At 68.7% G+C, this 25938-nt stretch carries 21 protein-coding genes and 3 pseudogenes; 9 read left to right on the top strand and 15 right to left on the bottom strand.

Features of this window, described 5'->3' with window-relative positions; genetic code table 11:
* Positions 1-27: 27 nt before the first annotated feature.
* A complete protein-coding gene (locus QZM72_RS23830) occupies positions 28-363 on the top strand; it encodes a putative quinol monooxygenase (protein ID WP_089470544.1) in 336 nt (111 codons plus the stop codon).
* Entirely contained in the window at positions 360-1517 is a 1158-nt protein-coding gene (locus tag QZM72_RS23825; RefSeq protein WP_089469481.1) for an iron-containing alcohol dehydrogenase, read from the top strand. The genes QZM72_RS23830 and QZM72_RS23825 overlap by 4 nt, the downstream gene beginning before the upstream one ends.
* 37 nt (positions 1518-1554) lie before the next feature.
* Here the strand turns inward: QZM72_RS23825 and QZM72_RS23820 are convergent, their stop codons facing one another.
* A complete protein-coding gene (locus QZM72_RS23820) occupies positions 1555-2076 on the bottom strand; it encodes a hypothetical protein (protein ID WP_089469482.1) in 522 nt (173 codons plus the stop codon).
* A 41-nt stretch (positions 2077-2117) separates the two neighbouring features.
* Positions 2118-4298 carry an ornithine decarboxylase gene (locus tag QZM72_RS23815; RefSeq protein WP_301739394.1) on the bottom strand — a complete coding sequence of 727 codons (2181 nt, stop codon included), beginning with the start codon at positions 4296-4298 and terminating at the stop codon, positions 2118-2120.
* A 542-nt stretch (positions 4299-4840) separates the two neighbouring features.
* Between QZM72_RS23815 and QZM72_RS23810 the strand changes: the two are divergent.
* Both QZM72_RS23810 and potE read left to right on the top strand, forming a co-directional pair.
* A pseudogene (locus QZM72_RS23810) lies at positions 4841-7104 on the top strand (Orn/Lys/Arg decarboxylase N-terminal domain-containing protein).
* 78 nt (positions 7105-7182) lie between these two features.
* Positions 7183-8568, top strand: a complete 1386-nt coding sequence (gene potE, locus QZM72_RS23805; protein ID WP_089469485.1) for a putrescine-ornithine antiporter — start codon at positions 7183-7185, stop codon at positions 8566-8568.
* Between the two features lie 15 nt (positions 8569-8583).
* Here the strand turns inward: potE and QZM72_RS23800 are convergent, their stop codons facing one another.
* Positions 8584-9480: a LysR family transcriptional regulator gene (locus QZM72_RS23800; protein ID WP_089469486.1), complete on the bottom strand. Its 897-nt coding sequence runs from the start codon at positions 9478-9480 to the stop codon at positions 8584-8586.
* 197 nt (positions 9481-9677) lie between these two features.
* Between QZM72_RS23800 and QZM72_RS23795 the strand changes: the two genes are divergently transcribed.
* Positions 9678-10274, top strand: coding sequence for a putative glycolipid-binding domain-containing protein (locus tag QZM72_RS23795; RefSeq protein WP_089469487.1), 597 nt, complete (start codon positions 9678-9680; stop codon positions 10272-10274).
* Here QZM72_RS23795 and QZM72_RS23790 read toward each other — a convergent pair.
* The 4 genes and pseudogenes from QZM72_RS23790 to QZM72_RS23775 all read right to left on the bottom strand — a co-directional run.
* Positions 10232-10529, bottom strand: a pseudogene (locus QZM72_RS23790) (ABC transporter substrate-binding protein); the annotation flags it as partial. The gene QZM72_RS23795 and the pseudogene QZM72_RS23790 overlap by 43 nt on opposite strands.
* Positions 10530-10536: 7 nt before the next feature.
* On the bottom strand, positions 10537-10944 hold the full coding sequence (locus tag QZM72_RS23785) for a DUF427 domain-containing protein (RefSeq protein ID WP_069230921.1): 408 nt from the start codon (positions 10942-10944) through the stop codon (positions 10537-10539).
* Between the two features lie 242 nt (positions 10945-11186).
* Positions 11187-11291 (bottom strand): annotated as a pseudogene (locus QZM72_RS23780) (ABC transporter substrate-binding protein); the annotation flags it as partial.
* A gap of 42 nt (positions 11292-11333) precedes the next feature.
* Positions 11334-12212 (bottom strand): LysR family transcriptional regulator, encoded by an 879-nt coding sequence (locus QZM72_RS23775; protein ID WP_089469489.1) that lies wholly within the window; start codon positions 12210-12212, stop codon positions 11334-11336.
* Positions 12213-12312: 100 nt separating this feature from the next.
* Here QZM72_RS23775 and QZM72_RS23770 point away from each other — a divergent pair, with 100 nt between their 5' ends.
* Entirely contained in the window at positions 12313-13884 is a 1572-nt protein-coding gene (locus tag QZM72_RS23770) for an MFS transporter (RefSeq protein ID WP_089469490.1), read from the top strand.
* A gap of 35 nt (positions 13885-13919) precedes the next feature.
* Here QZM72_RS23770 and QZM72_RS23765 read toward each other — a convergent pair whose 3' ends face one another.
* Complete coding sequence (locus QZM72_RS23765) at positions 13920-15101, bottom strand: LysR family transcriptional regulator (RefSeq protein WP_256979726.1); 1182 nt, start codon at positions 15099-15101, stop codon at positions 13920-13922.
* Between the two features lie 250 nt (positions 15102-15351).
* On the opposite strand from QZM72_RS23765, the gene QZM72_RS23760 reads away from it, so the two are divergent.
* Entirely contained in the window at positions 15352-15615 is a 264-nt protein-coding gene (locus tag QZM72_RS23760) for a hypothetical protein (protein ID WP_179233503.1), read from the top strand.
* Positions 15616-15808: 193 nt separating this feature from the next.
* On the top strand, positions 15809-16360 hold the full coding sequence (locus QZM72_RS23755) for a DUF3005 domain-containing protein (RefSeq protein ID WP_301739393.1): 552 nt from the start codon (positions 15809-15811) through the stop codon (positions 16358-16360).
* 98 nt (positions 16361-16458) lie between these two features.
* On the opposite strand, the gene QZM72_RS23750 is transcribed toward QZM72_RS23755, so the two are convergent.
* Both QZM72_RS23750 and QZM72_RS23745 read right to left on the bottom strand, forming a co-directional pair.
* A complete protein-coding gene (locus tag QZM72_RS23750; protein WP_089469493.1) occupies positions 16459-17220 on the bottom strand; it encodes a DUF4397 domain-containing protein in 762 nt (253 codons plus the stop codon).
* A 294-nt stretch (positions 17221-17514) separates the two neighbouring features.
* Entirely contained in the window at positions 17515-18822 is a 1308-nt protein-coding gene (locus QZM72_RS23745) for an MFS transporter (protein ID WP_089469494.1), read from the bottom strand.
* Between the two features lie 538 nt (positions 18823-19360).
* On the opposite strand from QZM72_RS23745, the gene QZM72_RS23740 reads away from it, so the two are divergent.
* Positions 19361-19807, top strand: a complete 447-nt coding sequence (locus QZM72_RS23740; RefSeq protein WP_089469495.1) for a MarR family winged helix-turn-helix transcriptional regulator — start codon at positions 19361-19363, stop codon at positions 19805-19807.
* A gap of 18 nt (positions 19808-19825) precedes the next feature.
* Here the strand turns inward: QZM72_RS23740 and QZM72_RS23735 are convergent, their stop codons facing one another.
* The 5 genes from QZM72_RS23735 to QZM72_RS23715 all read right to left on the bottom strand — a co-directional run bounded on the left by QZM72_RS23735 (position 19826) and on the right by QZM72_RS23715 (position 25708).
* Complete coding sequence (locus tag QZM72_RS23735; protein WP_301739392.1) at positions 19826-22111, bottom strand: xanthine dehydrogenase family protein molybdopterin-binding subunit; 2286 nt, start codon at positions 22109-22111, stop codon at positions 19826-19828.
* 231 nt (positions 22112-22342) lie between these two features.
* On the bottom strand, positions 22343-22990 hold the full coding sequence (locus tag QZM72_RS23730) for an isochorismatase family protein (protein ID WP_301739391.1): 648 nt from the start codon (positions 22988-22990) through the stop codon (positions 22343-22345).
* 19 nt (positions 22991-23009) lie between these two features.
* Positions 23010-24050 (bottom strand): 2,5-dihydroxypyridine 5,6-dioxygenase, encoded by a 1041-nt coding sequence (locus QZM72_RS23725; protein ID WP_301739390.1) that lies wholly within the window; start codon positions 24048-24050, stop codon positions 23010-23012.
* A gap of 47 nt (positions 24051-24097) precedes the next feature.
* Positions 24098-24928 carry an alpha/beta fold hydrolase gene (locus QZM72_RS23720; RefSeq protein ID WP_301739389.1) on the bottom strand — a complete coding sequence of 277 codons (831 nt, stop codon included), beginning with the start codon at positions 24926-24928 and terminating at the stop codon, positions 24098-24100.
* A gap of 27 nt (positions 24929-24955) precedes the next feature.
* Positions 24956-25708 carry an Asp/Glu racemase gene (locus QZM72_RS23715; RefSeq protein ID WP_048246304.1) on the bottom strand — a complete coding sequence of 251 codons (753 nt, stop codon included), beginning with the start codon at positions 25706-25708 and terminating at the stop codon, positions 24956-24958.
* Between the last annotated feature and the right edge of the window lie 230 nt (positions 25709-25938).

Genomic DNA, 25938 nt, shown 5'->3' with positions numbered 1-25938 from the left:
GGGCTTGTGTCGAACAAGGAGCGCCGCATGAACGAACCCTATCTGCAGGTCATCGCGCATTTCTTCGCGAAACCCGGCAACGGCGACCGCGTGGTCGAACTGCTGGCCGAACTCGCGCCGGCCACGCGCACCGAGCCGAAAAACCTCGACTACGCGTATTTCCGGTCGCCGGAGAATCCCGACCACATCGTGATCCTCGAGCGTTACAGCGAGGCCGACGGCCTCGACGTACATCGGGAAACGCCGCATTTCCAGCGGATCGGTGTCGGCGCGATCATGCCGTTGCTCGAGCGTCGCGAGGTGATCCGCTACATGGTGCAGCCGGACACCGGCACGGCGACGCCCCCGGGAGGCGCCCGATGAACCCGTTTCAATTCCGCACCGTTCCGACGCAGATCGTCGAATTCGGCGTCGCGCGCCGGCTCGGCGCGCTGTTGCGCGAACGCTTTCCGGCGCTCGCGCGGCTGTGCGTCGTCACCGATGCGTTCCTGCATCGCAGCGGCGTGCTCGCGCCCGCGCTGGCGAGCCTCGCCGCGCACGGCTGGCAGGTCACAGTGATCGACGACGTGATCGCCGATCCGCCCGAGCACGTGGTGCTCGAAGCGACCGCGCGGGCCGTCGCGGCCGATGCCGAGATCGTGCTTGGTCTGGGCGGCGGCTCGTCGATGGACGTCGCGAAACTGATCGCGGTGCTCGCGCCGGGCCCGCAGGCGCTGGCCGACATGTACGGCGTCGACAAGGTCGCGAGCGCGCGGCTGCCGCTCGTGCAGATGCCGACCACGGCCGGCACGGGCTCCGAGGTTACGGCCGTATCGATCGTCACGGTCGGCGAGGCGCGCAAGATGGGCGTCGTGTCGCCGCACCTGTTCGCGGACGTCGCGATCCTCGACGCGGAACTCACGCTCGGCCTGCCGCGCGCGGCGACCGCCGCCACCGGCATCGATGCGATGGTGCATGCGATCGAGGCGTACACGTCCGCGCGGCTGAAGAATCCGGTCTCCGACATGCTGGCCACGCACGCGTTGACGCTGCTGTCGCGCAACCTGCTGGCCGCATGCGACGACGGGCAGAACCGGCACGCGCGCGAAGCGATGCTGGTCGGCGCGATGTTCGCGGGGCAGGCATTCGCGAACGCGCCGGTCGCGGCCGTGCACGCGCTGGCCTATCCGGTGGGCGGGATCTTTCACGTGCCGCACGGGTTGTCGAACGCGCTCGTGCTGCCGCACGTGCTGCGCTTCAACGCGCCGGCCGCCGCGCCGTTGTATGCGGAACTGGCGGCGATCGTCGCGCCGTCGGCCACGGGCAGCGACGAAGCGAAAACGCACGCGCTGATCGCCGAGATCGACCGGCTGATCGTCGCGACGGGCATTCCGCGCACGCTGCGCGAGGTCGGTATCGGCGAGGACGACCTGCCGCGGATGGCGTCGGACGCGATGCTGCAAACGCGCCTGCTCGTGAACAATCCGCGCGAGGTGACCGAGGCCGACGCGCTGGCGATCTACAGGCACGCGTGGTGACGCGGCGGGCGCGATGCCGCCCGCCGGCCGGGTGCCGTCATTTCAGGTCCCGATCCTTGCAGGTCGGCTCGAGTTCGCCGTCGAAGTACTGATACAGGTGCACGAGCAACTTGTTGGCGCCGACCTTGCGCCCGAGGTAATGCGTGCCTTCCACCGACGTGCAGGTCGAGAAGGCGAGCTGCAAGCCGCCGTCGAGCACGGCTTCCGGGTGCGCGCCCTGGCGCACGAAATGCGCGGCGCCGACGATGCCGAAGCCGCGCGTGTCCGCCGGCACCGATTTCGGCAGCGACAGTGCGTACGCGGCGATCGTGCGGTCGTCGTGCAGGCTGTCGAGAATCTGGTTGCCGGGCTTGCCGGCGGGGCCGGTGACTGTCGCGCAGCAGTGCGCGACGCCTTTGTCGTCATCGGGCAGCACTTGCAGCGACGTGCCTGCCGCGAGATGCGTATTCGGCGTGTAGTAGACGCCGTCGGCAACCACGCCGACCTGCTGCGCATGCGCGGCGATGGAGACGGCGAGCGCCGGGGCGATCAGGAGTGGACGAAGCGGTCGGATGAGCATGATGGAGGCGATGATACACGCGGCGCGGGCACCGATCGCGATCAGGCCCGCGACGCGTCGGCGCCGGTGGCCACCACGTACGCCGACGCCTGCTTCGTGCCGTCCGGCTTCGCCTGCAGGTAGACGCCCTGGATTTCCGGCTCGAAGCCCGGCAGCGCGTTGATCCCGGCTTCGAGCGCACGGAAGTAGTCGAGCGCCGGGCCGCCCCACGCTTCGCCGGGCACCACGCAGAAGATGCCGGGCGGATAGGGCAGCGCGCCTTCGGTCGCGATCCGGCCTTCGATGCGATCGAGCGTGACGAGTTCGACGTTGTTGCGGATCAGCTCGGTGTTCGCGGCCTGCGGCAGCATCGCCTGCTTCGGGAACTGCGCGCGCCGGAACATCTGTTTCTGAAGATGCTTCATGTCGTGGCTGCGGTAGAAATCGTGCATGCGTTGGCACAGCTGCCGCAGACGCATCGTGCCGTACAGCTCCGGATACGCTTCGCACAGCGACGGAATCGCTTCGCGCAGCGGCGTGTCCTGGTCGAGATGGCGCTCGAACTGCGCGAGGTGCGCGACCAGATGCTGCAGCTTGCCGGCACTCTCCGACGGCGTGAGCAGGAACAGGATCGTATACAGGTCGGCTTTCTCGGGCACGACGCCGTGCTCGCGCAGGTAGCGCGCCAGAATCGGCGCCGGCGCGCCGAACGGCGCATATTCGTGCGTGTCGCGATCGATGCCGGGCGTCGTCAGCAGCAGCTTGCACGGATCGATGAAATACTGGTCGTCCGCATAGCCTTCGAAGCCGTGCCACGTGTCGGCCGGGTGGAAGCGGAAGAAGCGCAGGTCGTCGACGATCTGCTCGGTCGGATGGTCGGCCCACGGGCGGCCGTCGACCTGCTGCGGAACGAACGGGCGAATCTGGCGGCAGGTTTTCAGCAGCAACTTGCGCGCATCGACGCCGTGCGCGACGCAGTCGCGCCACAGGCGCCTGCCGGCCGGGCCCGCATGCATCTGCGCGTTGACGTCGAGCGCCGCGAACATCGGGTAGAACGGGCTCGTCGACGCGTGGATCATGTACGCGTTGTTGAAGCGCCGGTGATCGCAGAAGCGCTTCTGTCCTTCGATGTGGCTGTCCTTCTTGTGGATCTGCGACGTTTGCGAGAAGCCGGCCTGCTGCTTGTGTACCGATTGCGTGACGAAGATGCCGGGATCGTCGGGCCCGAGCGTCAGCATCAGCGGCGAGCAGTCCTGCATCATCGGGATGAACTGCTCGTAGCCGACCCACGCCGAATCGAACAGGATGTAGTCGCACAGATGCCCGATCCGGTCGACGATTTCGCGCGCGTTGTAGATCGTGCCGTCGTAGGTGCCGAGCTGGATCACCGCGAGCCGGAACGGGCGCGGCAGGTCGGCGCGCTCGGGCGCGACGTCGCGGATCGCGTCGCGAATGCGCGCTTCGCCGAGCGCCGCGCTGTCGACGCCGCCGATGAGGCCCCACGCGTTGCGCGCGGTCTCGAGGTAGACCGGCCGCGCGCCGGACAGCACGAGCGCGCCGAGGTGCACCGACTTGTGATTGTTGCGGTCGAACAGCACGAGATCGCCGGGCGCGAGCAGCGCGCTCGTGACGACCTTGTTCGACGTCGACGTGCCGTTCAGCACGAACCAGGTTTTATCCGCGTTGTAGATGCGCGCGGCGTTGCGCTGCGCTTCCAGCGCGGGCCCTTCGTGAATCAGCAGGTCGCCGAGCCGGACGTCCGCGTTGCAGAGATCCGAGCGAAACAGCGTCTCGCCGAAGAAATCGAAGAACATCCGGCCGAGCGGATGATTCGAGAAGAACTGGCCGCCCTGATGGCCCGGGCAGTCGAATTCGACATAGCCGCGCTGCACGTAGTCGCGCATCACCTTGAAGAACGGCGGCAGCAGGTTCTCGCTGTAGATGTCGGCGGCGGCGGAAATCTGCCGGCCGTGGTAATGGCGGCCGCCGTGCCGGAGCGGGATCACGCCGCTCGCGCTCGGCAGGACCGACGGCGGCACTTCCTGGTCGGGTTCGACCGCGACGAAGAACGGAATCGCGAAGCCGGTTCGCTCGACGGTTTTCAGCACCTTTTCCGCGGCATCGATACCGACGACGATTGCCGCGATATTCGTGAAATCGGTCTGGAATACGTCGACCTGTTCGTGCGTGGTGAGGAAGGCGCCGATCAGCGCCGGCTCGACTGCGATTTTCAACAGGCTCACGCGAACTCTCCGGTAAATGACCTGAAGCGGGAGCCGCATTCGCGCCGGCGTGTGATGTCGATACGACACGCGCTGCAGCCGATTGAAACGCTCCCGCGAATGCCGAACGCCGAATGCGGACTGCGCCGGCAAGCGTTGAGCCGCGCGGCACGGCCGTGATCGGATAGTGCCCGGCGCCGCCGATCGTAGCAATAAAGGCACGCGAATTCAATCAATCGCAATCGTCAATGTCATTGACGAATGAGCCTGATCAATCGATCGGGAATTGTCGTGCCGCGGCGCATATAAAAATGATCCAATGTTGAAATCCTATTGGAAAGGCGCCGATGGTTTCACCGAATCGTCGGCTTTTCATCGAAAGGCGTTCATGGCATAGTCGGCTCCGAACTGGATGGCGAATCAAGCCGGAATGGCGAGCGTCCCGTGCCGCTGCCCGTGAGCTGCCGTCCGCGTGCTCGTGAGACGAACGATACCAATCGAAGCAACGCAACAGCGAGGGCAACAACGTGAATACTTCCATTGGCGGCATGCGCCGCCTCGGCATGCGTGCGCTACTGATCGACGACGAGATCGCGCAGGAAACCGCGGCCGGGCGCGCGGTTCGCACGCTGAGCGCGGAACTCGCGCAACGCGGTATCGACGTGTTGACGGCGACGTCCGCCGACGATGCCATCGTGTTGATCCGCTCCGATCCGTCGATCCAGTGCGTGCTGCTCGACTGGGATCTCGGCGTGGACGGTCACGGGCCGTCCGAAGCGGTGGTCGATGCGATCCGGCATCGCAACGGCAGCGTGCCGATCTTCCTGCTCGCCGACCGCAGCGTCGCGTCGACGGTGCCGGCCGCGGTGATGGGCAAGGTCGACGATTTCGTGTGGCTGCTCGAGGATACGGCCGACTTCATCGGCGGGCGCATCCACGCGGCGATCGAACGCTATCGCTCGACCGTCCTGCCGCCGATGTTCGGCGCGCTCGCGAAGTTCTCGCGCGTCTACGAATACTCGTGGCATACGCCCGGCCACACGGGCGGCACCGGCTTCCTGAAATCGCCGGTCGGCCGCGCGTTCTTCGAGTACTTCGGCGAATCGCTGTTCCGCTCCGACCTGTCGATCTCGGTGGGCGAACTCGGTTCGCTGCTCGATCACTCGGGCCCGATCGGCGAAAGCGAACGCTATGCGGCGCGCGTATTTGGCGCGCATCGCACGTATCACGTGACGAACGGCTCGTCGACGTCGAACCGCATCATCCTGATGGCGAGCGTGAGCCGCGACCAGATCGCGCTGTGCGACCGCAACTGCCACAAGTCGGCCGAGCATGCGATGACGATGTCGGGCGCGATTCCGACCTACCTCGTGCCGACGCGCAACCGCTACGGAATCATCGGGCCGATCGCATCGGAGCGCCTCACGCAAGTGGCGATCCGCGAGGCGATCGCATCGAACCCGCTCGCGGCGGGGCTGCCGGATCGCCAGCCGAAGCATGCGATCGTGACGAACTCGACGTATGACGGCCTCTGCTACAACGTGACGCGCGTCGAGGAGCTGCTCGGCGCGAGCGTCGACCGGCTGCACTTCGACGAAGCGTGGTACGGCTACGCGCGTTTCAATCCGATCTACCGCGACCGCCATGCGATGCACGGCGACCCGCGCGACCACCACAAGGATCGGCCGACGGTATTCGCGACGCAGTCGACGCACAAGCTGCTGACCGCGCTGTCGCAGGCGTCGTACATCCATGTGCGCGACGGCCGCAGCCCGATTCCGCATGGCCAGTTCAACGAAACGTTCATGATGCACGCGTCGACGTCGCCGAACTACGCGATCATCGCGTCGAACGACGTCGCGGCCGCGATGATGGACGGCCCCGGCGGCGCGGCGCTGACGCGCGAATCGATCGAGGAGGCCGTAGCGTTCCGGCAGATGATCGCGCGGATGAACGGCGAATTCGGCGCGAAAGGCGACTGGTTCTTCGAATGCTGGCAGCCCGACACCGTGCTCGAGGCGCGCACGGGCCGCACGCTGCCGTTCCACGAAGCGCCGCCCGGCTGCTCGCGACCGACCCGGCGTGCTGGGTGCTGCGCCCCGGCGCGCAATGGCACGGCTTCGGCAACATCGAGGACGGCTACTGCATGCTCGACCCGATCAAGGTGTCGATCGTCACGCCGGGCGTGGCGCCGGCCGGCGGCCTGATGCCGGTCGGCATCCCGGCGAGCGTCGTCACCGCGTATCTCGATGCGCGCGGGATCGTCGTCGAGAAGACGACCGATTTCACGATCCTGTTCCTGTTCTCGATCGGCATCACGAAGGGCAAGTGGGGCTCGCTCGTCAGCGCGCTGTGCGATTTCAAGCGCGACTACGATGCGAACCTGCCGCTCGACATGGCGATTCCGTCGCTCGCGAAGGAGCACGGTTCACGCTATGCGGGCATGGGGCTGAAGGATCTGGCCGACACGATGTTCGCGGCAATGGAGCAGCTCGGCACGACGCGTCTGATGTCCGACGCGTTCTCGATCCTGCCGAAGCCGGAGATGAGCCCGGTGCGCGCGTACGAGCATCTCGTGCAGGGCCGCGTCGAGCAGGTCACGCTCGACGAGCTGGCCGGGCGCACGGTGGCCACCGGCGTCGTGCCTTATCCGCCGGGCATTCCGCTCCTGATGCCCGGCGAGAACGCGGGGCCGGCCGGCGGCCCGGTGCTCGGCTACCTGAAGGCGCTCGAAGCGTACGACCGGCGTTTTCCGGGCTTCGCGCACGACACGCACGGCGTGGAAGTCGAGGACGGCACGTACCGCGTGTACTGCCTGACGGCCTGAAGCTCCGAAGCGCCGAAGCCTGACCGGGCGAACGAGCGACCGGCCGCGCGGCGGCCTCACATCGAAGGATCGAACACCATGGACAACGCAGCGCATCTGGCCGATGCGGCCCCGGCGGCCGCGCAGAAGCACCGGATGAACGTCTGGCAGCTCACCATTCTCACCGCGGTCAACATGATGGGCTCCGGCATCATCCTGCTGCCGGCGAAGCTCGCGCAGGTCGGCACGATCTCGCTGCTGTCGTGGATCGTCACGGCCGGCGGCTCGCTCGCGCTGGCCTATGCGTTCGCGCGCTGCGGAATGCTGAGCCGCAAACCGGGCGGGATGGGCGGCTACGCGGAATACGCGTTCGGCAAGGCCGGCAACTACATGGCCAACTACACGTACGGGCTGTCGCTCGTGATCGCGAACGTCGCGATCGGCGTCACGGCGGTCGGCTACGGCACCGTGCTGTTCGACGCGACGTTGTCGCCGCTGCAGACGGGGCTGTGGACGATCTTCCTGCTCGTGCTGACGACGGTCGCGAACTTCGGCGGCTCGCGCATCACCGGCCGGATCGGCGCGGTCACGGTGTGGGGCGTGATCATTCCGGTCGTCGTCGTGTCGCTGGTCGGCTGGTTCTGGTTCAGCGGCGCGACCTGGGGCGCCGCGTGGAATCCGCACCACATGCCGTTCGGGCCGGCCGTCGGCGGCTCGATCGCGGTGACGCTGTGGGCGTTCCTCGGGCTCGAATCGGCGTGCGCGAACGCGGACGCCGTCGAGAATCCGGAGCGCAACGTGCCGATCGCCGTGCTCGGCGGCACGATCGCGTCGGCGATCTTCTACATCGTATCGACCAACGTGATCGCCGGGATCGTGCCCAACGCGATCCTCGCGGCGTCGAACGCGCCGTTCGGCCTCGCGTTCGCGACGATGTTCACGCCGACCGTCGGCACGATCGTCACCGCGCTGATGGTGATCGCGTGCATCGGCTCGCTGCTCGGCTGGCAGTTCACGGTGGCGCAGGTGTTCAAGAGTTCGGCGGACGTCGGCTACTTCCTGCCGGTGTTCGCCCGCGCGACGCGCACGGGCACGCCGATCGTCGGCATGGTGATCCTGCTGATCGCGCAGGTCGCGCTGGCGCTGATGACGATCAGCCCGGAGCTGAGCAGCCAGTTCCAGAAGATCGTCGATCTCGCGGTCGTCACGAACCTCGTGCCTTACGTGATGTCGATGGCCGCACTGATCACGATCCAGAAGGTCGCGAAAGTGCCGCCGGGCAAGGCGCTGCTGACGAACGCGGTCGCGATGGTCGCGACCGCGTACAGCTTTTACGCGCTCTACAGCTCGGGCGAGCAGGCGCTGATGCTCGGCGGCCTGTGCGTGTTCCTCGGCTGGACGCTGTTCGGCTTCGTCAGCGCGCGCTTCTACCAGATGGAAGTCGACGCGCACGTGAAGGAGCCGGGGAAGTCGCTGCAGGCGTGACGGCCAGCGCTGGCGTTACGTCAGCAGCGGCGGCAGGGCGCGTTTCAGCAGATCGACGACGGCGCGCACGCGCGGCGGCAGCGGCCGCTGCGCGTGCACCAGCACGTTGAGCGCGAAGTCGGGCACGTCGTAGTGCGGCAGCAGGCGGACGAGCCGGCCGTGCGCGAGCGCGTCCGCGCAAGCCGGATGCTGGACCACGCCGATGCCGCCGCCCGCCGCGATCGTGTCGAACATCGGGCGCCAGTGGCTCGCGGTCATGACCGTGCGGATGCGCGCGTGTTCGACTGCACCGCCGTCGCGCTGCAGCGGCACCTGTTCGTTCGCGAACATGCCTTTCACGCGGATGAACGGATGGTTCGCGAGATCGGCCTTCGTGTCGAGCGGGCCGTGCCGCTCGAGATACGACGGTGCTGCGACGAGCACGCGGCCGATTGCGCCGAGCGCGTAGGCGACGAAGCCGCCGTCGCGGAGCGGGCCGATCCGGATCGAAATGTCGACGCCCTCGGTGACCGGATCGACGATCTCGTCGTTCAGCACCAGGTCGATGTGCAGCTTCGGATACGCGGTGCGGATCTGCATCAGCACGGCCGGCAGCACGACCTCGCCGAAACACTGGGGCGCCGCGAGCCGGATCGTGCCGTCGAGCGCATTCTCCGTCTTCGACACCGACGCCACGGCCAGTTCGGCCGCTTCGAGCAGCGCCTTGCTGCGTTCGTAGAAGAGGCGGCCTTCCTCCGTGCACGCGAGCGTGCGCGCACTGCGCATCAGCAGCCGCGTGCCGAGATGCTTTTCGAGTTTCTCGATGCGCTCGCTGACGGCCGGCTGGCCCATGTCGAGATCCCGCGCCGCGCCGGACATCGTGCCGCGCTCCACGACTCTCACGTAGATGCGCATCGTCGCCAACAAATCCATGAAGTCGCGCCTCGTGTCTTCCGGTTCGATTTTTACCGATCGATGGATGGTACCAAAGCGGCGTCGACGCGATGGTGTGCATGAAGCCGATACTGAGTATCGGCCGGTGCGCTCACGGGGCTGCCGAAGCCGCGTGCGTTCGTCCGCGCCGTGAGCGAAAATCGGCCTTCTTCCGGGCGACCGACAGGAGACACGACATGACGCAACGGAATGAAGCGCGACGGACGCATTGTGTCGCGTGGCAGAACGTGCAGACGTGGCAGGCGGCGGAATGGTGCCGGCTCGACGAGTCGCGCACGGGTATCGCGCTAACGGGTGCGGTGGCGGGCGCGATCGACGGCACGCCGTTTCGTATCGACTACGCGATCGCATGCGGCGCCGACTGGCTCACGCGCTCGGCGCGCGTGACGCATTGGACCGGCACGGCGCCGCCCCGGCAATGGGACATCGCGTGCGACGCAGGGCAGTGGACGATCGACGGCGTCGAGGCGCAGGCGCTCGCGGGCGCGACCGATATCGATCTCGGCTTCAGTCCGTCGACCAATACGCTGCCGATCCGCCGGCTGGCGCTCGCCGTCGGCGAGTCGGCCGAGATTCGCACCGCGTGGTTGCGTTTTCCGGATATCGACATCGTGCACGGCGAGCAGCGCTATACGCGCACGGCGCCGCACGTGTACCGCTACGAGAGCGGCACGTATGCGGCCGATATCGGAATCGACGATGTGGGCCTCGTCACCGACTACGACGAATGGCGGCGCATCGGCGCGGCGCGTCCGTCGGCCGGCGTCAGGTAGATCGGCTGGATGTCGGCATACGTGAGGCCTGCATGCTCGAGCGCCTTCGCCAGCAGGTAGTGGACGCTCGAGCCCTTGTTGAACGCGACCTTCTTGCCGCGCGGTTGCGCGACGGTACGGATCGGCGAATCGGGCAGCACGACGATCGCCTCGCCCTGCGGCGCGGGCGGCTCGTCGCCGACGTAGACAACTCGACGCCGACGGCCTGCGCGAAGATCGGCGGGTTTCGCCGGCCGTGGCGACGCCGATCGCGCCGCCGCGCTCACTCGGTGACGAGCAGGCTTTCCTCGATTGAATCGACGCGGTCCGGATAGAACGCGAGGTGCCCGCGAATCGATTCGACGGCCGGATTCGGATGCTCGTACGTCCACACCGCGTTGGTCGAACGTTCGCCCCCGGCCGGAATCGAGTAGTACGCGCAATCGCCCTTGTACGGGCAGTAGGTCGCGTGGTCGGTGCGTTCGAGCAGCGACATGTCGGCATCCTCGCGCGGAATGTACAGCACCGCCGGATAACTGGCCTCGCGCAGCACCAGCGCGTGGCGCGTATCGGCGACGACCTTGCCGGCGACCTTCACGACCACGCGCGACGAATGCGGTTCGATCAGGATCGGGTGATCGGGGCCCGGCGATTTCACGGGACGAGAGGGCGTATCGGGGTTGATCGACATCGGGGTCCTCCAGGAACGGGGCGCACCCGCGGGTGCGCGGTGCCGGCAGGTGTGCGCCGGCGGATTCCCGCGCACCGGTGCCGGCGTTGGCCAACCGATACGATGCACCCATTCGGCGGAACGTGCAGGGGGCCGGAAGGACGCCCGCCGCCGTGAGCGCATGGCGCTGCGTCATGACGCCGGGCGGGGGCGGCGTCGGGGCGGGGCTCGCGAACGTGTCTACGGCGCTCGCATGGACATTCGATCGCTCTCGCGCGCTGCGCTTCGAACAGCGGCGCCGCGCCCTGGAAGTTGGCCCAGCGGAACCGGTACGGCGTGCCGTCGAGCACGCGTGCGGCTTCGGCCAGCGCCCGCGGGCCGCCGGCCTGGTCGCCGAGCACGCGAGCGCTTTACGCGGCCGGCGCGACCGTGCGCAGGAATGCCCGCACCGCCGGCGCCTTGTCGAAGCGCCGGTGCGCAAGCGCGAGCGCCGACATGATCGGCTTGCCGGCGATCGGCCGGTACACGACGCCCGGCAGCGACACGCAAGCGGCGAGCGCATCCGGAATCACCGCGACGCAACCGTTCACCGACACGCACGCGAGCACCGCCAGCAGGCCGCCCGGCCGCGCCGCCACGACCGGCGCGAAGCGGCCGCGGCGCGCGACTTCGAGCGTGCCGAGCTCCTGTTCGGGTACCGCGAAGCGCGCGTCGGCGAGGTCGGCCGCGCGCACGGCCGCCATCGCCGCATGGCGCGAATCGGCCGGCACGGCCGCGACGAACACGTCGCGCTGCAGCGTGACGATCCGCAGGCCGCCGGGCAGCGGCAATGGCGGGCGCACGTACGCGAGGTCGAGGCGGCCCGCGTCGAGCTGGTTCGCGACGTCGTCCATCGGCACTTCGCGCAGGTTCAGCTCGATGCGCGGGTGCGTGGTGCGGAACGCGCCGACCGTGCGCTGCAGCGTGCCCGAATAGACGGCCGACGACACATAGCCGATCTCGATCCGGCCGAGCTCGCCGCGTTCGGCCAGCGCGGCGAGCTCGCGACCGCGCTGCAGATGGTCGAACGCGGCGCGCGCTTCCGCGAGATAGGCCTCGCCGGCCGCGCTCAGCGTGACCGCGCGGCGCGACCGGTGAAACAGCCGCACGCCCAGCACGCGCTCGGCTTCCTGGATCTGCCGCGTGAGCGCGGGCGGCGCCATGTCGAGCGCATCGGCCGCGCGCGCGAAATGCAGGTGTTGCGCGACGCTCAGGAACGCGCGCACGTGACGGAATTCGAGCTGGCTCATGGTTGCAATTTTCGTCAATTAAACTGCATTGAAGTGTCAATGACAGGCAATAGCGGCCAAGCCTAGCATACGGCTCGTTCATCCTGTTCCGGAGTGGCCGATGTCCCAGTCTTCACCGGCGTCGCGCGCGAGCGCGGCGGCCGCCCCGCGCACGGGCGGCCGCCTGCCTGCCGCCGCGACGCTCGCCGTCGCGTCTGCGACCTGCGCGCTGATCGTGCTCGACACGAACGTGGTGGCCGTCTCGCTGCCGAGCATCGCGCGCGGCTTTCACGCGAGCTTCGCCGATATCGAATGGGTCGTGAGCGCGTACATGACCGCATTCGCCGCGTGCCTGCTGCCGGCCGGCGGCCTCGCCGACCGCTTCGGGCGCAAGCGGATGCTCCTCGCGGGGCTCGCGCTCTTCTTTGTCGCGTCGCTCGGCTGCGGCATCGCGCCGTCGGCCGGCTGGCTGATCGCCGCGCGCGCGGCGAAGGGCGGCGGCGCCGCGCTGCTGCTGACCGCGGCGCTCGCGGTGATCGCGAACCGCTTCCCGGACGGGCGCGAGCGGGCGCGCGCATGGGCGGTCTGGGGCATGTGCATGGGGATCGCGACGGCGATCGCGCCGCTCGTCGGCGGGGCGATCACGCAATGGATCGGATGGCGCTGGGTGTTCCTGCTGAACCTGCCCGTCTGCCTGCTGCTGGCGGCCGGCGCGCGCGTCGCGATCGACGAATCGAACGATCCGCATGCGAAACGCGTGGACGCGGCCGGCAGCCTGCTGTTCGGGGCGGCGCTCGCCTGTGCGATCGCGGCGCTGATCGGCGCGCCGTCGCACGGCTGGCTGTCGGCCGCGACGCTTGGCCGGCTCATGCTCGCGGCGGCGCTGCTGGCGGCATTCGTCGGCGCGGAGCGCTGGCAGGCGCGGCCGATGATCGATCTCGCGCTGTTTCGCCAGCCGCGCTTCGTCGGCGCGGTGCTCGCGATGTTCGGTTATGCGGCGTGCGCGCAGGTGATGATGACGTTCCTGCCGCTGTACCTGCAAAACGCGTTCGGGATGTCGGCGATCGATGCCGGGCTCGGGATGCTGCCGTTCGCGTTCGCGATGATCGTCGGCCCGTCGCTCGGTGCCGCGCTCGCCGCGCGCGTGTCGTCCGGCGGCGTGCTGGCGGGCGGCCTCGCGCTGATCGGCGCGGGCAATCTCGCGACCGCGGCGCTGACGGCCAGTGGCGACTATCGGCTCGTCGCGCTCGGTATGTTCGCGACGGGGTGCGGCGCGGGCATCATGAACGGCGACACGCAGAAGGCGATCATGGCGTGCGTGCCGCCGGATCGCACGGGCATGGCGTCGGGCATCAGCACGACGACGCGCTTCTCGGCGATCGTGACGGCCGTCGGCGTGCTCGGCGCGGTGCTGGCGGCGAGTACGCATGCGCGGCTCGACGGCCTGCTGTCCGCGACGCCCGGCCTGCGCGCGTTTGCCGATGCGTCGTTCATGTCGAGCCTGCTGGCCGGCGACCTCGCGCAGGCGCTCGGCCGCGTGCCGTCGTCGGCTGCCGGCGCGCTCGCGCGGGCCGCGCCCGTCGCGTTCGCGAGCGGATTCGCCAATGCGTTGACGGTGAGCGGCGTGCTGGCGCTCGGTTCAGCCGTCGTTGCCGGCAAGTTGCTTGCGCAACCGATGCGCCGAGGCGCGTGACGTCGTGCGCGATCCCGCTGTCGACGTTGGGCCGGTCAGTGCGACTTCGTCGGAATGCGATGAATGCGGGCCGCCTGCGCGACGCGCGCCGGAGGCCACGCATGACAATGCGAGGCCGGCCTGTCGCGCGTGGGCCGGGCGAGTTCGCGCGGATCGGCGATGTCCGGCGTGGTTTCCGGAGCGTCCGCATCGGCTTCGGAAGCGGCAACCGCGGCAACAGCGGCGATCGCTGCAACGGCCGGCAGCATCGCGTCGGCATCGAGCCATGCGTGCGTCGCTTCCGCGATCAGTCCGCGCAGCCATCGACCGCCTTCCGCGCACGTCCCCGATTCGTTCCACGTCATCCGGTACGCGATGTCCGGCGGCTCGGCCGGCAGCGCGACCGCGGCGAGCGGCAGCAGCTTCGCGTAGTGCCGCGCGAGGCGGTACGTGGTGGTGAGGATCAGGTCGCTGCGCACCAGCGCGTGCGCGGCGAGTTCGAAGTGCGGCAGCGTGACGACGATGCGCCGCTGCAGGCCGACGCGATCGAGCTGCCGGTCGATCGCGCCGCGCGCTTCGAGCCACGACGGCGTCGGGCACAGCTGCGGCGCCGCCGCGAACCCGGCGGCCGTCATCGCGCCGTGCCGCGCGAGCGGATGCGTCGCGCGCATCAGGCACACGACGCGGTCGTCGAACAGGTCGTCCTGCCGGAAGCGCGACCGGCGAGCGGGCCGGTTGTCGATCACGACGTCGAGTTCGCCGTCGGCCAGCGCGCGCTCGTCGTCGAACCCGTCGCCGAGCGGATGAAACACCAGTTGCGCGTTCGGCGCGCGCTCGCGGAACAGTGCGACCAGCTTCGGCACGAACAGCACGTTCAGGTAGTCGGGGCAGCCGATCCGGTAGGTGCGCACCGACGTGCGCGCGTCGAACGTCGGCTGCTGGACGCGGATGAAGTCGATCACGCGCAGTGCGTTGCGCAGCGGCTCGATCAGTCGCGCGCCGAACTCGGTCGGCACCATCCCGTAGCGGCTGCGCACCAGTAGCGGATCGCCGAGCAGCGTGCGCAGGCGCTTGAGCGCCGCGCTCGTCGCCGGCTGCGACATGTTCAGGCGTACGGCCGCACGCGACACGGTACGCTCGGTCAGCAGCACGAGCAGGATGCGCATCATCCGCGCATCGAGCACGTCGAGCGCGCCCGCGGCGTCGCTCGCGGCGCGGTGGATGGCTTCCCGTTGCACGCCGTTGTCTCCTTCCATATGCGGGGCGCGAAACCGGCCGCATGTCGTACGCGGCGCGGGCCGGACCCGGTGGACGTTATGTCTCGGATTGGTTCGCGAGTATGAGCGGCGGCTACCGCGATGGGAAATTAAATATTCGGCTGGGTGTCATTCGAAAAACGAATGCAGTGGCGGGCGGCCGCGGCGCGGGGGGCGGCACGCATATTGCGAGTCAGCGGGTTCCATCCACATCGACATCAGCGGAGGTGTCATGCAGCGATATTCCATTCGTCACGTATCGCGAGCCGTCTTCGCCGGCATCCTGATCGCGGGCCTGGCGGCAGGCGCGGGTTGCAAGAAGAAGGACGACAACGGCGCGGCCAGTTCGGATTCGAGCGCAGCGAGCGGCATGTCGGCCGCGCCTTCGACCGCACCGTCGGGCATGCCGAGCAGCGGCGCGGCCGGCGGCAGCGGCGATGCCGGCGCGAGCCTGCCGGGCGCGGCTTCCGCGCCGAGCGGCGCGAGCGGCGGCTGACGCACGCGAGTCGTCGGAGCGGGCGGTGCGTGAGCGCGCCGTCCGCCGCGGAGGTGCCGTGCCGGCTGGGACGCGCGCCGGACGGCGTGCGCGCGTCCGTGGGCATGAAAGATTTGCAAGGACCGTTGTAGCGAATTCCGGCCCGGCGGCGATGGCGTGATGCCGATGTCCGCGGGCCGGGCAAGGAGGTGCGATGCAGAACGCGGAATCGAACCCTACCCCGGAAAAGCAGCGGGAACAGATCCAGAAGAGCCCGGTGAAGACACCGGCGGCCGGCGACATGCCCGATGCGGCGACCCAGGCCGCGCAGGTGGCGCAGCGTCCGCTGACGCCGGAGGCGGTCGCCGGGAAAATGCCGACCGGCCTGCCGGCGATCGACGTCGACGCGCACGCGGTCGACAGCGGCGACCCGGTACGCCGGGCGGTCGGCCGGATCGTCACGCTCGACAACGCGAACATGGCGATGACCGACAACACGGTCGACGTCGACGGCAAGGGCATGGAGGCGCGTACCGGCGCGTCGGAACTGCAGGACAACGTGATCTATTCGAACGCGTCGCTCGACGAAGCGGTCGATACGCCCGACGAAGGGCTCGGCGGCATCGAGAGCCGGCCGTCCGGCAACCTGCCGCAGATCGCGACGCGGCCGGGCTGGCGCGTGCGCCATGTCGGCGACGTCGAGGTCGAGCATGGCGAGCGCACGCGCGCCGAGCACGTGATCTGCCTCGAACGGATCGACGCCTGATAGCGGGCACCGATACCGACGCTCGATGCCGGTATACGACACGCGGCGGCCGATGCGATCGCACCGGCCGCCGCGTGTGTTTTCGGACCCTTGCTGCGTTACTGCGGCCCCAGCTCCTGCGCGGACGTATCGGCGTTGTTGCCCTGCGCGACGAGCACGTGAATGTCGTTCGGCGTCACGTCGCCGATGCCGCCGGACGGAATCGTCAGCAGCAGCCAGTCGGCGTTGTTGCCGATGTTGACCGGCGCGGTCTTGAGGATCGGCGACTTGCTGCCGGCCGTCGTGACGATTATCTGGTAGGTGCCGCCGTTCAGGTAGACCGAATCCTGCGTCGTCGCCGGCACGGCGTTCTGGTAGGCCGCACCCGCCATCGTCGGGCTTTGCGTGGTGATGTCGGTGCCCGGCGGCACGACGTACACGTCCACGTTCTGCGCATTCGGCGACGCGTTGAAGCTGCGCACGCGCGCCTTGTCCGACAGCAGGCCCTTGTCGTACGGATCGTCGATCACCGAGATCAGCGACGTCGTGCTCGGCAGCGCGATGGTCGTGTAGTGGTGCCCGTTCGCGGCGCTGAACGATTGGGAGGCGATGGTCGCGGTCGTGCCCGACACGTCGTAGCTCGCGGTCTGCGTGCCCGAATCGACGTCGTGATAGCGCGTCACGCCCTTGTACGCGACGCCCGACTGGTCGATCTTCGCATTCAGGTAGTAGTCGAGGTTAGGGCCGGCCGGCACCGCGTTGATGAAGCGCGCCTGCGGCTTCGAGATGCCGAGTTCGGTCCCGGCGTCGTCGCCGCCGCCGCACGCTGCGAGTACGGAAATGACCGAGCACAGGGCCACTATCGTTCGTATTGATTTCATGTCGTCCTCTCGTTCAGGAAACCTGCCTTGCGATGCGGGACCGCCGCGCGAAGGATCGTGCGGGGCGCAGCGCCGGTTGGAAGGAAGATGGCTGTCCGCCGGATGGCGGGCGCGAAAAGGGCGCAAGCGACGTGCCTGTGCGGAGAAAAAGCCGCTGAACGACGGCCGCACGGGGGCTGGAAGCGCGCACGCGCCGGGCGGGCGGCGTGCGCGGGACGACACGGGGAACGTCGGGGCGGGCCGCGCGATGGTCGCGGTTGTAAAAAGGTCGCGTTGGGGCGGAGACGCGACGCGTCAGCGGTTCACGAGCCGGGCCGGATACGCGAGCGCGAGGGCGCAGCCGACCAGCATGCACGCGGCGAAACCGTACAGCCCCGCGCTTTGCGAATGGAACGTGTCGCGCAACCATCCGATGAAATAGGTGCTGCCGAACCCGCCGAGATTCGCGATCGAGCATGCGAACGCGATCCCGCCGGCGGCGGCCGAGCCCTTCAGGAACGTCGACGGCAGCGCCCACACGACCGGCATCGCGGCGGCCGCGCCTGCGTTGATCAGCGAGAACAGCAGCACGGTGCCGAGCGTGCCGTGCGACGACGAAGCCGCGATCGCCAGCGCGACGGCCGACACCACGAACGGTACGACGATATGCCAGCGGCGCTCGCGCGCGCGATCGGAACTGGCGCCGCAGTACAGCGTCGCGAGCACGGCGGCGGCGTTCGGAATCACCATCAGCCAGCCGATGTGATATGCGTCCTTCACGCCGGTGTCGCGCAAGATCGTCGGCAGCCAGAAGCTCACCGCGTACAGGCCGAGCAGCACGCACAGGTCGATCAGGCCGAGCGCCCACACCTTCGGATCGGAGAACGCCTTGCCGAGCGCGTGGCTCTTGTTGCCGGACGGATCGGCGTCGAGATTCGCGCGCAGCACGCGCTTCTCGTCGGCGTTCAGCCATTGCGTGGATTCGATGCCGTTGGGCAGCCAGCGCAGCACCGCGAAGCCGAGCAGCACCGACGGCAGCGCTTCGAGCAGGAACAGCCACTGCCAGCCGCCGAGCCCGTGTGCGCCGTCGAACGCGCGCATGATCCAGCCGGAGATCGGGCTGCCGATCATGCTCGACAGCGGCAGGCCCACCATGAACAGCGCGACGATCCGCGCGCGCCGCGCATCGGGATACCACTGCGTCAGATAGAGCAGCACGCCCGGCAGGAAGCCGGCTTCGGCGGCGCCGAGCAGGAAGCGCACGAGGTAGAACTGCATCGGCGTGTGCACGAACATCGTCGCGCCCGACAGCAGGCCCCACGTGATCATGATCCGCGCGATCCACAGCTTCGCGCCGACCCGTTGCAGCACCAGATTGCTCGGGACTTCGAACAGGATGTAGCCGGCGAAGAACAGGCCGGCGCCGAGGCCGTACACGGTGTCGCTGAACTTGAGCGCATCGAGCATCTGGAGCTTCGCGAGCCCGATGTTGATGCGGTCGAGATAGGCGGCGAAGTAACACAGGCAGAAGAGGGTGATGAGACGCAGCGTGACCTTGCGATAGAGAGGGCCGTGGGGCGCGTCGTCGGGGGAAACGGCGGCGCTCGGGTGTGCGGTAGACATGGGAATGCCCCTGTTCGAATGTGGCGGATGAATGGGTGGCTCGATCGACGCGAGCGGACGTTCCGCTGCGCACAGGAATCTGTATATCACGTCAAATACGTAGCGTACACACTAGAAAATACCGAAGCGCACTGGCATGAATCCGGTCGCCTGGATCGAAGCGTTTCATGCGGGCAAAAGCCGCGTTTAAAAAGGGATATTGGGCGATATGGAGCACGTGCTGAAAACGCTGCGACGCGCGTGACGGCATGCACGATATTCGTGCGTATGCGCTCAAAATTGAAGTGTATGCGTGGAAGTGCGCCCCCACGTATTCCATGCCTGTTCGGCGCCGCTGCGACCGCGCGCGGCCGGGCTGGCGCGCCGTCGCGATGGTGGAGCGTCCCGACAAGGTTGGACGATCGACACCCGCAGCCGCATGCGACACCGCGAATCATGATGCACCGCAATGACGCGACCGGCCGGCCGCCGGCTGCACCGATTTGAGGGTGTACACTGCTTGTCTTTCATTTGCACGCGGGCGCGGGCCCGCACTCTCATGGCGTCTTCCAAGGATTCGTACGATTTTCACGACCAGATCGGGCATCTGCTGCGCCGAGCGTACCAGCGGCACGTTTCGATTTTCCAGGAAGCGATCCCCGACTCGGATCTGACGGCCGCACAGTTCGTGACGCTGTGCGCGGTCAAGGCGCAGCAGGCGTGTTCGCTGAACGACATCGTCAAGGCGACCGCGATCGATCAGGCGACGATACGCGGCGTCGTCGAGCGCCTGAAGACGCGCGCGCTGATCGAGGTGTTGCCCGATCCGAACGACGGCCGCAAGCTGATCGTGCGCGCGACCGCGGCCGGCCTCGCGCTGATCGACCGTACGGTGCCGTTCGCGCGGCAGGTGACGGAGCGCACGTATGGCACGCTCAATCCGGGCGAGCGGGTCGCGTTGCAGTTTCTGCTGCGCAAGATGATGGAAGAAGACGGCGACGCGTGACGCGCGGCGCGGGCCGCCCTACGTCGCACCCGCCGTGACCGATGCGCGGGCCGTGTCGGCGCTCAGAAGCCGGCCGGCTTCGCTCAGTGCGGCGCGCACGGTTTCCGGCGTGAACGGCGGCGCGTAGAACCGCACGCCGGTGGCATCGAACAACGCGTTCGCGACCGCGGCCGGCCCCGGCACCGATGCCGATTCGCCCGCGCCGAGCGGCGGCTCGCCTTGCCTGGGCATCAGCACGACATCGACGTCCGGCACTTCGTCGAACGTCAGGATCGGATAGCTCGCCCATTCGCGCGACGCGACCTTGCCGTCCGCGAACCGCACGCGTTCCTTCAGCGTGCGGCTCAATACCTGAATCACGTTGCCATGGATCTGGTGGCGTACGCCATCGGGGTTGATCATCGTGCCCGTGTCCTGGCCGACCGTCACGCGTTCGATACGGATCTCGCCCGACATGCGATCCACGCTCAGGTCGACGATCCAGGCCGACCATGCCGCACCGAAACCGGGGAAGCGGCTGTGCACGTAGCGCGCATACGCGAGCCCGCGGCCGCGCACGATCCGGGCTTCGTCGCGTTCGTTCAGCGGGCGCGGCGCGCGCGGCATCCAGCCCGCGCGCTCGGCCACGGCCTTCAGCAATTCGATCGCACGCGTGTCCTGCAGATGGCGAATGCGGAACGCGAGCGGATCGACGCCGGTCAGCGCCGCGCATTCGTCGACGAACGCGTCGTGCGCGAACGAGTTCGGCAACGCCGACACGCCGCGCAACCATGACGCCCGCACGAGCGGCGCGAGATCCTCGCAGACGAAGCGACGATGCGGGCTCGCATACGGCGATACGGCCGTGCGGTCGCCCATCTCGAACACGCGCGGCTCGGGCGCGATCGCGCCGGTCAGCAGCGCCGCGAGCAGCGGCGCGTCGTTCGACGGATAGCGCGTCGTGAAGTCGTAGCCGAGCAGGCGGCCGTCGCGCGTGACGGTGCCCGTCACCTGCATCGACTGGCCCGCGCCTTTCGGTTCCCACAGATGTTCGTCCGCGCGCGACAGTTGCACGCGCACCGGTCGGCCGACCGCGCGCGACAGCAGCAGCGCGTCGCCGCACACGTCGTCCGCGCCGTTGCGGCCGTAGCAGCCGGCCGCTTCCATCCGCACGACGTCGACATCGGCTTCGTCGCGCGCGACGAGCGTCGCGAGGTCGTGGCGCAGCGATACCGGGTTCTGCGTGCCGGACCACACGGTGATTCGCCCGTCGCCCGGCGCGCGGTAGTCGGCGAGCGCGCACGACGGGCCGATCGAGCCGTGCATCTGGAACGGCCACGCGTAGGTGCGCGACAGCGTGAGCGTGTCCGGTTCCGCTCGCGCGGCGTCGACGTCGCCTTCGTCGAGCAGCACGCGTCGTCGGGCCGGCGCGGCGGCGATCGCGGCGGCCGGCGCGTCGAGCGGCGGCAGCGCGGGAAGCGGCCGCCACGTCACGCGCAACTGGCGCGCCGCGCGGATCGCATGCTCCTCGCGTTCGGCGACGACGCCGACGAAATCGCCGATCGCGACGACGGCCACGAGCCCCGGCACGTCGGCCACCGACGCGCGATCGATTTCAACGAGCGACGTGCCGACGAACGGGCCGCTGTCGTGGCCCGCATACGGCGGCCGGACGACGCGGCCGTGCAGCATGCCCGGCACGCGCATGTCGTGCACGAACGTGAGCTGGCCGGTCGCCTTCGCGGGCAGGTCGACGCGTGGCGACGAGCGGCCGACGATCCGGTAGTGCGCGGGGTCCTTCGTGCGGGTGTTCAGGTCGAGCGTCAGCGCGATCCGCCGTGACGCGACGAGCGCGGCGAACGTGACCGCCTGTCCATCGGTTGAAATCGTGCCGTCGTCGATGTTCAGCCGTTCCACATCGACACCGAACCGCTCGGCGGCGAGCGCCAGCAGCGCGTGGCGCGCCTGCGCGGCCGCGCAGCGCAGCGGCGTCGCGGAAATCTGGATCGTCGCGCTCGCGATGGTCGGCCCCTGGTTCGGCGTCGCGGCCGTGTCGCCGAGCACCATCGTCACGCGCGCGGCCGGCACGTCGAGTTCCTCGGCGACGATCTGCGCGAGCGACGTGCGGATGCCGGTGCCGAGATCGACGTGTCCGTTGAACGCGAGGATGCGGCCGTCGTCGAGAATCGCGACGAACACTTCCGGCAGCGCCGGCACGTACGACGACAGGCTGCCCGGCTGGCCGGGCGCGGGCTTCACGGGCGGTGCGGGCGGCCGGATCACGGTCAGGCAGCCGGTGCGCGCGAGCAGTTCGGAGCGGTTCACGGGGGAGAGATCCTGTCGAGGAAGGCGCGGCCGGCGCCCGGCCACGACGAATGCGGCGGGCGTGCAGCGCGCGGTGCACGCGAGACGGCGGGTGGCCGCGGTGCGGCGGCGCATACGGTCAATCTAGGCCGCCAAAACCGCAGCGTCAATTGCGCGCGGGTGCTGGCGTAGCCACCGCTCCAGGCGCCCGAACCGCCCGAATGGCCGGCGCCATCCGCGCGACGCGGCGGCTCAGCGCGCCTGCACGGCGTCGATCGCCGCGATCGCATCGTCGAGCGGCATCACGGCCGCATATTTCTGCTGCATGTCGAAGAGGTTCGCGTCGTGCGGCGCGATCGCGCGATCGCCGACGCAATCGGCGAGCACGAGCGGGCGGAACCCGTGCGACATCGCGTCGACGACGCTCGCGCGCACGCAGCCGCTCGTCACGGCCCCCGCGACGAGCAGCGTCTGCACCGCACGCTGCGCAAGCCACGGCGCGAGCTGCGTGCCGAAGAATGCGGACGGCACGGTCTTGCGCACGACGAGTTCGCCCGGCGCGGGCGTGAGCTCGGGCACGATCGCGCTGTTCGGATGATGCTCGGTCAGCGTCGCCATGCCGGGCACTTTCAGCGAGAACACGTTGTCGTCGCTGCCGTCGTCCGCATACACGATGCGGCAGTGCGCGACCGGCCAGCCGCGTTCGCGGGCGAGCGCGAGCGCATGCGTCGTGCGCGCGATCGCCGGCGCGATGTTGCCGCCGCCGAACGTCGCGGGATCGGCGAAGCCGACCACGAAATCGACGATCAGCAGTCCAATGTTGCCGTGCGGCGCCAGCGGCGTGCCGAAACCCTGCTGGCGATACACGTTCGCTTCGGCGTGACGGGAAAGATCGTTCATGGTGTCCGGTCCTCGTCTATCAGGCGGGTTGGTCGGTCACGCGGCCGTCGCGCACGACGGTCTCGCCGTCGAGTTCGACCGTGCAGCGGCGCAGCGGAATGTCGATGTGGCATGTGGTTGTGCGATTGCCGCCGCCTTCGTTGTTCGGGCCGAGCGAGAACAGGAAGTTGCCCTCGAACGCGCGCGCATCCATCCCGATCGTCGCCTCGCGGTCGTACAGCCCGAGCGTCGACCAGCGCGCGCGCGGTTGCAGCCCCCAGCCGATATGCGAGATCGCGTAGCCCTCGGGGTCGGCGAACGTTTCCATGTAGTCGCGCAGCAGGTCGGCGTCGACGCCGCCTTCGATGCGCGTCGCGTAGCCGCCTTCGACGGTCAGCGCGATCGGGTCGCGCACGTAGTGCTTCTGCGGCAGCAGGATGTCGCCGCGATCGATCACGATCGTGCCGCGTGCGGTGCGATCGTTCGGGTAGGTCAGCGCGAAGCCGCTCGGCCAGTGATCCCAGCGGCCCGGCGCGTCGACGAAACCGTATTCGGCGGTCGGCGGAAACTCGCCGAGCGGGCACACGAGCGCGGTGCCGGCCGCCGAGCTCACGCGCATCTCGCGCGCGGCGGCGATTTTTTTCGACGCGGCGAGCACGCGCGTGCGGTCGGCCAGCGTCGGCACCATTCGCACCAGCACTTCGGGCGGCTCGACCGCGAGCAGGATCTTCGTGCCCGATTTCAGGATGTCGTGCTGTTCGGGCGAGAACAGCAGGGTCATCAGATCGAGCACGAGGTCGCTCTCGCGCAGCGCGGCGATCGCGGCCTTGTTGCCGGTCAAAGGCGTCGTGCCGAGGTACGCGAGCGGGTCGCGGCTGAACGCCTTGTCGCCGTTCACCGGCGGCAGGTCGAGCCGGTTGACGATCGCGCCCAGCGCCTGCGTCGCGATCAGCGCGCACGACAGCGTCTGCGGATGGGTGGCCGCGCTCGTCAGGATCGTGACGGTCTGGCCCGGTTCGAGGCGCGACAGCGTGAGGACCTGCTTCCACGCGTCGATCAGTTGGGTATCGCTGACTGGCATCGTCGGCTCCGGTAAAGGCGTGAAGGAAAGGGGCGGGCGTCGCGCGTTCAGGGCGCGAGCGGCGCGCCGAGGAAGTCGCCGAACGCGGCGTAGAAGCCCGCCGCGTTGTCCCACGGAATCATGTGGCCGGCGTCGGGCACGCGCACGTGCCGCATCGTCGGCGTCGCGCGCTGCAGTTCGGCGACGTCGTCGTCGCGCACCACGTCGCCGCGCTCGGCCGTGATCAGCAGCGACGGCACGGCCAGTCGCGCGGCGTCCGCGTGGAAATCGTCGGTGTGGAAGCCTTCGTACGACGCGCGCACCGCGCGTTCGTCGCAGGTGTGCAGCCATTCGGCGCGCAACCGGAGTTCGGCATCGGTCCAGGTCGGGCAGAACGCGCGCATGCCTTCGGCGTCGGTGCCGGCGCGCGCGAGCGCCATCGAGTCGATGTACCACGGCAGCTTGCCCGGATAGTCGCGGCGGTTCGGGCCCGACACCGGCGGATCGACGAGCACGACCGATGCGAGCCCGCGGATGTCGCGCCGGGCCGCGCGCGCGGCGATCCGCGCGCCCATCGAATGGCCGACGAGGCTCGTGCGCGGCAAATCGAGCGCGGCGACGAGCGCCGCGACGTCGTCCGCCTGCGCATCGAGGCTGTAGTCGAGCGACGGCGACGCGTCCGACAGCCCGCGGCCGCGCACGTCGAGCACGTAGGTGTCGAATGCCGCGCCGAATACTTCGCCGACGAAGCCCCACGTGATCGCGGGGCTCGTGATGCCGGGGATCAGCACGACCGCGGGGCGCGATGCGCGCGCGCCGGTCGCGCCGCCGTAGCGCAGATAGTGCTGGCGGATGCCGTTGGCGCGCACGTTCGCGCCGTACAGGAAGGTCGAGGACATGGGGAGGCTCCGAAGTGGCGGCGGCGTTCAGTACGCACCGGACAGCAGCGCGCCGGCACCGGGCACGACCGGTTCGAGATCGAGTTCGCGCAGCATCGCGTAGGTGGTCGCGATCGCGGCGGTGATCACCGGCTTGCCCGTCATCGCCTCGACCTTCGCGACGGCCGGCAGCGACGGCATCTGCACGCACGCGGACAGCACGATCGCATCGGCGTCCTGGTACGGCAGCGTCTTCACGATGTCGGGCAGGCGCGCCGGATCGTGGCGGCCCACGTCGAGGTTGTCGGGGATTTCCAGCGCGCGGTATGCGAGCACGTCGAAGCCTTCGTTGCGGATGTAGTCGACCACCAGCTCGGTGAGCGGCAGCATGTACGGCGCGACGACGACGATGCGCTTCGCGCCGATCACCTTCAGCGCATCGACGAGCGCGCCCGCGCTCGTCAGCACCGGCGCCTGCGCGCCGTTGTCGGCCGTGTGCTTCGTGAGGCGCGCCTGCGACACGCGGTGATAACCGTGTCCCATCGCCATGATCGCGACGAGGCACGCATAGCCGAGCACGTCGACGCGCGCATCGCTCAGTTCCACCGCGCAGCGGTCGGATTCGGCATCCATCGCCGCGAGTTCTTCCTTGACGACCTTCTTCATCCGCATCCGGCTCGAGTGGTACGTGAAGCGTTCGGGGCGGATGGTTTCGCGCAGCCGCAGCATCGCCGGGATCTCGGTCTCCATCGTCGTGTTGGAACTCGGCACGATCTGGCCGATGCGGTAGGTCTTGCTCATGACGGGAGGCTCCGTGTCGGTAAGGAAGGGGCGGCACGCTGGCGCGGGATCGCCGGATGTTGGGCAAAGTCTAGTGTGTACATTTGAAAATGGCAATGGATCAAAATTGGGATCGACATAGGTGGATTGTTGTTGCGTGCGGGTTTTAGGTGATTTATTGGTATTTACCCGAGTGCTCCGGCGGCATCAAACAATCTGCTTGTCCTGAATAAATTGAGTGTGTACGCTAA

The sequence above is a fragment of the Burkholderia sp. AU45388 genome (genome assembly GCF_030481585.1).
GTDB lineage: Bacteria > Pseudomonadota > Gammaproteobacteria > Burkholderiales > Burkholderiaceae > Burkholderia > Burkholderia sola.
The sequence above is the reverse complement of the archived record's forward strand: the minus strand, read 5'-3'. Positions and strand labels throughout refer to the sequence as shown.